Annotated in this window: 9 protein-coding genes; 1 reads left to right on the plus strand and 8 read right to left on the minus strand. The window is 72.1% G+C overall.

The features are described 5' to 3' along the window. Positions 1-7 precede the first annotated feature (7 nt). From lepB to proS, 8 genes are all read right to left on the minus strand, one after another. Positions 8-877 carry a signal peptidase I gene (lepB, locus tag F8271_RS14525; protein WP_151490307.1) on the minus strand — a complete coding sequence of 290 codons (870 nt, stop codon included), beginning with the start codon at positions 875-877 and terminating at the stop codon, positions 8-10. Between the two features lie 181 nt (positions 878-1,058). Continuing rightward, positions 1,059-1,415 (minus strand): 50S ribosomal protein L19, encoded by a 357-nt coding sequence (gene rplS, locus F8271_RS14530; protein ID WP_030335223.1) that lies wholly within the window; start codon positions 1,413-1,415, stop codon positions 1,059-1,061. Positions 1,416-1,558: 143 nt separating this feature from the next. After that, complete coding sequence (gene trmD / locus F8271_RS14535) at positions 1,559-2,332, minus strand: tRNA (guanosine(37)-N1)-methyltransferase TrmD (RefSeq protein WP_151490308.1); 774 nt, start codon at positions 2,330-2,332, stop codon at positions 1,559-1,561. A gap of 10 nt (positions 2,333-2,342) precedes the next feature. After that, complete coding sequence (gene rimM, locus F8271_RS14540) at positions 2,343-2,894, minus strand: ribosome maturation factor RimM (protein WP_151490309.1); 552 nt, start codon at positions 2,892-2,894, stop codon at positions 2,343-2,345. Then, positions 2,894-3,154 carry an RNA-binding protein gene (locus tag F8271_RS14545; RefSeq protein WP_172862164.1) on the minus strand — a complete coding sequence of 87 codons (261 nt, stop codon included), beginning with the start codon at positions 3,152-3,154 and terminating at the stop codon, positions 2,894-2,896. Before F8271_RS14545 ends, rimM begins: the two co-directional genes overlap by 1 nt. Next, positions 3,129-3,602 carry a 30S ribosomal protein S16 gene (gene rpsP, locus F8271_RS14550; protein ID WP_151490310.1) on the minus strand — a complete coding sequence of 158 codons (474 nt, stop codon included), beginning with the start codon at positions 3,600-3,602 and terminating at the stop codon, positions 3,129-3,131. The genes F8271_RS14545 and rpsP overlap by 26 nt, the downstream gene beginning before the upstream one ends. A gap of 230 nt (positions 3,603-3,832) precedes the next feature. Beyond that, entirely contained in the window at positions 3,833-4,453 is a 621-nt protein-coding gene (locus F8271_RS14555; RefSeq protein ID WP_151490313.1) for a DUF402 domain-containing protein, read from the minus strand. Between the two features lie 37 nt (positions 4,454-4,490). Continuing rightward, positions 4,491-5,897 carry a proline--tRNA ligase gene (gene proS, locus F8271_RS14560; RefSeq protein ID WP_151490311.1) on the minus strand — a complete coding sequence of 469 codons (1,407 nt, stop codon included), beginning with the start codon at positions 5,895-5,897 and terminating at the stop codon, positions 4,491-4,493. Positions 5,898-6,158: 261 nt separating this feature from the next. On the opposite strand from proS, the gene F8271_RS14565 reads away from it, so the two are divergent. Continuing rightward, the gene (locus F8271_RS14565) at positions 6,159-6,761 is read left to right on the plus strand and encodes a TetR/AcrR family transcriptional regulator (protein ID WP_151490312.1); all 603 of its coding nucleotides are present in this window, start codon (positions 6,159-6,161) and stop codon (positions 6,759-6,761) included. Positions 6,762-6,789 lie beyond the last annotated feature (28 nt).

Raw genomic sequence — 6,789 nt, forward strand, 5'->3', positions numbered from 1 at the left:
AAGGAGCCTACGTTGCCGAACTGGACGTCACCGTCCGGAACGCGCGGGAACCCCGCAGCGCCACCGCCAGGGGAAGCATCAGCAGCACACCACCCTGCGGGGTCGGCCGGACCGGAGGCGCACCCGACGAGGCCGTGACCGGCCCGGCCACATCCTCGAAGGTCGGCGGCACCGACAGGGCACTCCAGCGCGACGACGGCCACACCACCATGAAGGCCCGGCCGACGACGTTGTCGATCGGCACCGGACCCTGGCAGCGCGCGTCCTGCGAGACCTCGCGGTGGTCGCCCATGACGAAGATCTGACCCGGGGGTACGACCACCTCGTCGAAGCGCCGGGAGCGGCACTCCTGCGGGTTGGGCGGCAGGTCCAACGGGGAGTCCCGCAGGACGTACGGCTCGTTGAGCGGGGTGCCGTTGACGGTGACCCGGCCCTGGGTGTCGCAGCACTTCACCCGGTCGCCGGGAAGCCCGATGACCCGCTTGATGAAGTCCTTCTCACCGGGGCGGCTCACCCCGACCAGGTCGCCGACGGTACGCGCGAGCTTGCCGGCGAAGCCCGGCTCCGGCTGCTCGTCGACCTGCGGCGCCCAGCGGTCGGTGCCCCGGAACACCACCACCTCGCCGCGTACCGGGTCACGGACGTCGTAGACGACCTTGTTGACCAGCACCCGGTCACCGATGAGGAGAGTGTCCTCCATCGAACCGGACGGGATGAAGAACGCCTGGAGCAGGAACGTGCGGATCAGCACCGCGAGGCAGAACGCGACCACCAGCAGCAGCGGAAGCTCCTGCCAGAGGGGCATCTGGCGGCGGCCACGGCGGACCCGCCGGCGCCACGGATCGACGGTGCCGTCCTCGTCAAGCGTCTGCACCACGCCACTCCCCGGTCCGCAGAAACACCACCGCCCGGGAGCCTCGTCGAGGCTCCACGGGCGGTTGTGGACGGCTGCCCGCCACGTGGGCGGGAACGCCGCCTGGCTGCGCCCGTACGACCAGGGTAGTGCGGTCCGGTCGGTACGGCATACGCGCAGCTCAGGCGGCGTGGCGAGCGGGAAGTCAGCTGGGCTGCTTCTCCCGCTTCTCCTTGATCTTGGCCTTCTTGCCGCGCAGCTCGCGCAGGTAGTACAGCTTGGCGCGACGCACGTCACCGCGGGTCACGACCTCGATCCGGTCGATGCCCGGGCCGTTGAGCGGGTAGGTCCGCTCGACGCCGACACCGAAGCTGACCTTGCGGACCGAGAAGGTCTCGCGCAGACCGTCACCCTGGCGGCGGATCACGACGCCCTGGAAGATCTGGACACGGGACCGGTTGCCCTCGACGACCCGCGCGTGCACCTTGACGGTGTCACCGGCACGGAAGTCGGGAAGGTCGGTCCGCTTCGACTGGGCGTCAAGGGCGTCCAGGATGTTCATCGCTGCGTCCTCGTGAGGCTCACGGCGCACCGTCACTCGGTGCGCGGGTGGGTGATTCTGATCCCCGGGTGGTGGTCGGCGGGCCGACCCCGGTCGGGGATCCTCGCAGCCGCCCGCGGGCGCGGACGGATGCGGCAACCCCCCTACTTTGCCACATCCCCCGGCGGCAGCTGAAATCCGGCCCGATCCAGTGCCGCGATGTCCCGTTTGTCGAGCTGATCGGGCGGCAGCGCGGCCAGCAGGTCCGGACGCCGGGCGGCGGTCCGCAGCAGCCCCTCCTCGCGCCGCCACCGCGCGATCCTGCCGTGGTCGCCGGAGCGGAGCACCTCCGGCACGTCGTGCCCACGCCAGCTCGGCGGCTTGGTGTAGATCGGCGCCTCCAGCAGCCCGTGCGCGTGCGACTCCTCGTCCAGCGAGCCGGCGTTGCCCAGCACCCCGGGCAGCAGTCGGGTGACCGCCTCCAGGATCACCAGCACCGCCACCTCACCACCGAAGAGCACGTAGTCGCCCAGCGAGACCTCGGTGACCGGCATCCGGGTCGCCGCGTGCGCCAACACCCGCTGGTCGATCCCCTCGTACCGGCCACAGGCGAAGAGCAGGTGCGGCTCGGACGCCAACTCGTGCGCCATGGCCTGCGTGAACGGGGCACCGGCCGGCGAGGGCACCAGCAGCCGGGGCGGCGGGGCCTCGGCCGGCGCGAGCGCGTCCAGCGCCGCGCCCCACGGCTCGGGCCGCATCACCATTCCCGGGCCACCGCCGTACGGGGTGTCGTCGACCGTGCGGTGCACGTCGTGCGTCCAGGTCCGCAGGTCGTGCACGGCGAACTGGAGTACGCCGTTGGCCCGGGCACGACCGATCAGCGACAGGTCCAGCGGGGCGAAGTACTCCGGGAAGATCGACACGACGTCGACGCGCATGGGGGTGGTCCTAAAGATCGAGCAGTCCGGCCGGCGGGTCGACGATCACGCGTCCACCGGCCAGGTCGACCTCCGGAACGATCGCCCGGACGAACGGGATCAGCGCGGTACGACCCTCGGGCCGCCGCAGCACCAGCAGGTCGGAGGAGGGCGCGTGGTCGATCCGGGACACCTCGCCCAGCCGCTCGCCGGCAGGGGTGACCACGGCCAGACCCACCAACTGGTGGTCGTGGAACTCCTCCGGGTCCTCCGGAGGGTCGACGTCGGCGCTGTCCACCACGAGCAGCGTCCCCCGCAGCGCCTCGGCGGCGTCGCGGTCCAGGATCCCGTCGAAGGCGACGAGCATCCGGCCCTGGTGAAAGCGGGCTTCCTCGATGGTCAGCTCGGCCGGCACCCGGAACGGCACACCCGGACCGTCCGCCGGCGGCGGGACCGCCCCGGGTTCGGTGCGCAGCACCGACCCCGGGGCGAACCGTGCTTCGGGCTCGTCGGTCCGCACTTCCACGGTGACCTCACCGCGGACACCGTGCGGCTTGCCGATCCTTCCGACGACGAGTTGCATCAGTACGAGTCGACGATGTCGACGCGTACTCCGCGCCCGCCGATGGAGCCGATCACCTGACGCAGCGCCTTGGCGGTCCGGCCGGACCGCCCGATCACCGTGCCGAGGTCCTCGGGGTGCACGCGGACTTCCAGCCGCTTGCCCCGACGGGAATCGACCATCCGCACCCGGACGTCATCCGGGTGGTCGACGATGCCCTTGACCAGGTGCTCCAACGCCGGACGCAGAGGCATGTCAGGCCTGCTCACCGGCGTCGGCAGCGGCAGCCGGAGCCTCGGCCGGAGCCTCGGTCTTCGGCGCCTCGGCCGGAGCCTCGGCAGCCTTGGCGGCCTTCTTGGCCGGCTTGGCCGGGGTCTCCGGGGCCAGCCCGGCGGCGGCCTTCGCCTCAGCCTCGTACGCCGCCTTGCGGTCGACCTGCTCGGCCTTGACCTTCAGCGGCGGCGGGGCCGGCAGGCCCTTGAACTTCTGCCAGTCACCGGTCAGCTCCAGCAGCCGCTGCACCGCCTCGCTCGGCTGGGCGCCGACGGACAGCCAGTACTGGACCCGCTCCGACTTGACCTCGATGACCGAAGGGTCCTCCTTCGGCTGGTACACCCCGACGAACTCGATCGCCCGGCCGTCACGCTTGGTGCGCGAGTCGGCGATGACGATGCGGTACTGCGGGTTGCGGATCTTGCCCATCCGCAGGAGCCGGATCTTTACGGCCACAGTTGTTTCGCTCCTGTTGCGATCTCACCGGCCCGGTACGGGCGGTGTGCATGGGTGAGCGCCGACCGGCACAGTGGGGTTGGGCCGGAGACTACTCGGTGGACTGGCAACGCGCCCGGGTTAGAGGGCGCCGAACGCGCGCCGGATACCAGCGACCCATTCTGCCAGATCCGCTGCCGATCTCCCGCATCGGACCCGCACACCACCGCACCGGTGACCCGGAACACCCCTCAGCGCACCGGCGGACGGTCCCATCCCGGCGGAAGTTCGTCCGGTACGTCCCAGTCTGACGGCGGGGTGAAGTCGCGCCAGGTGCCGTCGAACGGGAACTCGCCAGCCTCCGCGAGGGCGATCACCCGCTCCCCCTCGGCCCGGACCGCCTTCTCGTCGCTCACCCAGTAGTCGTCGCCGAAGGCGAGCCGCTCGACGAACTCGTCCTCGTCCTTCCACTCCCAGCTGAGGTCCGGGCGTACCACCACGTCGAGGTCCTGATCCACCACGTCGACGCCGGCCACCGGGCCGTCGTCCCAGCGCACGCCGGGTTCCTCCAGGTTGACGTACCAGTGGGCGAAGCGGCCCTGCGCGTCGCGGAACCACCACACCGAGTGCGCCGCCCCGGTGGGCAGGAACTTCAGCAGCGGCGGCCCGTTCCAGCGCCCGTGCGCCAGCCGGTACGACGACGAGATCCACTGGGCGAACGGCACGGACCGCATGTTCAGGCCGGCGTCGGTCACCTCGTGGGCCACCGGGGAGTCCCGGGCGATCCAGACCAGCAGACCCCGCTCGTCGTCGCTGACCACCCGGCCCGGCCGGACCCACCCGATCCGGCCGTGCCGCACGTTCCGGTGCATGATCAGCCGGCCCGGCTCGAACCGGTCGACGAGCACCTCAGTAGGCGCGGGCGAGGATGGCGACCAGGTCCGGCTCGTCCTCCGAGTCCGGTACCGAGCCGTCGGCACGCAACAGGCAGCGCACCGTGACGCCCTGGCCGTTCGCCTCGGCCTCGCCGGCCACGCCGACCACCGACCACGGCACCCGGGCCCAACCGGTCGCGGCGGCGTCGATCGCCTCGGCGAGCGTGGCCACCTCCACGGTGCGCGACTGGCGGTTGGCCAACGCCTGGTCGTGCAGCACCTGCTGGTCGGCCTCCAGCGCGGCGAGGACCGCGCCGACCACGTCGGCGACCGGCGTCGGGGCCTTCGACCCGTCGGTACGGCGCACCACCGTCGCGTTGCCGACGGCCAGGTCACGGGGGCCGACCTCGACGCGTACCGGATAGCCACGCAGCTCGGCGTCGACGGCCCGGCGGCCGAACGCGGTGTCGGTCCGGTCGTCGAGCGCGACCCGGACACCGGCGTCCCGCAGGCCGTCGAGCAGCTTGGCCGCCGCCTCGGCGACGCCCTCGCCGTCCTTGACGATCATGACGTACGCCTGGATGGGCGCCAGCCGCGGCGGCACCCGCAGACCGTTGTCGTCGCCGTGCGCCATGATCAGGCCGCCCAGCATCCGGGTCGACGTGCCCCACGAGGTGGTCCAGGCGTGCTCCCGACCGCCCTCCTTCGAGGAGTAGCTGATGTCGAACGCCTTGGCGAAGTTCTGGCCCAGCTCGTGGCTCGTGCCCAACTGCAGCGCCTTGCCGTCGCCCATCATGCCTTCGCAGGTGTACGTGGCCGTCGCGCCCGCGAACCGCTCACGGGCCGTCTTCAGGCCCACCACGACCGGGATGCCGAGCACGTTGACCATCAGGTCCTCGTACGCCTCGTGCAGGATCCGCCGCGCGTACGCCCGCGCGTCCTCGCGGGTGGCGTGCGCAGTGTGCCCCTCCTGCCAGAGGAACTCACTGGTGCGCAGGAAGATCCGTGGCCGCAGCTCCCACCGGACCACGTTCGCCCACTGGTTGAGCAGCAGCGGCAGGTCCCGGTACGAGTCGATCCACTTGGCCATGAACTCGCCGATCACCGTCTCGCTGGTGGGGCGCACCACCACCGGCTCGGCGAGCTGCTTGCCGCCACCGTGAGTGACCACCGCCAACTCCGGCGAGAAGCCCTCGACGTGCTCGGCCTCACGCTTGAGGTAGCTCTCCGGAATGAACAGCGGGAAGTACGCGTTCTCCGCGCCAGCCGCCTTGATCCGGGCGTCCATCTCGAGCTGCATCCGCTCCCAGATGGCGTAGCCGGCCGGTCGGATGACCATGGTGCCGCGGACCGGGCCGTTGTCGGCCAGCTTCGCCTTGGCGATCAGGTCCTGGTACCAGCGGGGGAAGTCCTCCGCGCGGGGAGTGAGCACGCGTGCCATGACCGCACATCCTATGCGTCACGCGGTGCGACGCCGCGCCCGGGAGCCGTCGTGCCGTGTCGCACCCGCCCGCCACCGCGACCGGTGGCGGTGCCGCGCGGGCTACCGGCCCGTGCTGGCGGCTCGACCACGCACGCCAGCGCACGGACCGACGGGCTGGGCGGGCCGCGCTGGCGGCTCGACGCTGGGGCGGGCCCGCGGGGTCGCGGTGGCAGCTCGACGCTGGGCGGGCCGGCGGACCGCCCGTAGAATTCGACCACCATGACTACATCGACGGACTCGCCCCGCCAGCGGCTGCGGGACACGATCGTGGACGCCGCCCGCGCGCGGACCATCGCCGCAGGCTGGGACGCGGTCCGGATGGGCGGGGTGGCCACCACGGCGGGGGTGAGCCGGCAGACCGTCTACAACGAATTCGGCAGCAAGGCGGGGCTGGCCGAGGCGCTCGCCCGCCGCGAGGTGGACCGGTTCGTCGGCGACGTCCGGGCCGCCCTGCTCGCGCACGGCTCCGACGTACGCGCCGGCGCACACGCGGCGATCGCGCACACCCTCACCACGGCCGCCGACAACCCGCTGGTCAAAGCCATCCTGACCAGTGCCCGAGGCGGCTCCGACGAGTTGCTCCCGTACCTCACCACCCGGGCCGAGGTCGTGCTCACCGAGGCGTCCGGCGCGCTGATCGACTGGGCCGGCGACCACCTGCCGGGAGCGGACCAGGCCGCGCTGGCCTTCGCCGCCGACACGATCGTCCGGCTCGTGGTGAGCCACATCGTGCTCCCCCGCTCCCCGATCGACCAGACCGCCACGGCCCTGGCCGACCTGGCCGTGCACCTCTTCAGCGCCGCAGCCCGCCTCACCCACTGACCAGCCCCGGGTACCCCGGCACGCCCCT

Origin of the sequence: Micromonospora sp. ALFpr18c (assembly GCF_008868155.1) — a bacterium.
Classification (GTDB): domain Bacteria; phylum Actinomycetota; class Actinomycetes; order Mycobacteriales; family Micromonosporaceae; genus Micromonospora.

What these genes read in the sequence shown, in the direction of transcription:
- F8271_RS14555 (WP_151490313.1), bottom strand. Translation starts at nt 4,453, where the DNA reads ATGCACCGGAACGTGCGGCACGGCCGGATCGGGTGGGTCCGGCCGGGC.
- trmD (WP_151490308.1), bottom strand. Translation starts at nt 2,332, where the DNA reads ATGCGCGTCGACGTCGTGTCGATCTTCCCGGAGTACTTCGCCCCGCTG.
- rplS (WP_030335223.1), bottom strand. Translation starts at nt 1,415, where the DNA reads ATGAACATCCTGGACGCCCTTGACGCCCAGTCGAAGCGGACCGACCTT.
- rimM (WP_151490309.1), bottom strand. Translation starts at nt 2,894, where the DNA reads ATGCAACTCGTCGTCGGAAGGATCGGCAAGCCGCACGGTGTCCGCGGT.
- F8271_RS14565 (WP_151490312.1), top strand. Translation starts at nt 6,159, where the DNA reads ATGACTACATCGACGGACTCGCCCCGCCAGCGGCTGCGGGACACGATC.
- proS (WP_151490311.1), bottom strand. Translation starts at nt 5,897, where the DNA reads ATGGCACGCGTGCTCACTCCCCGCGCGGAGGACTTCCCCCGCTGGTAC.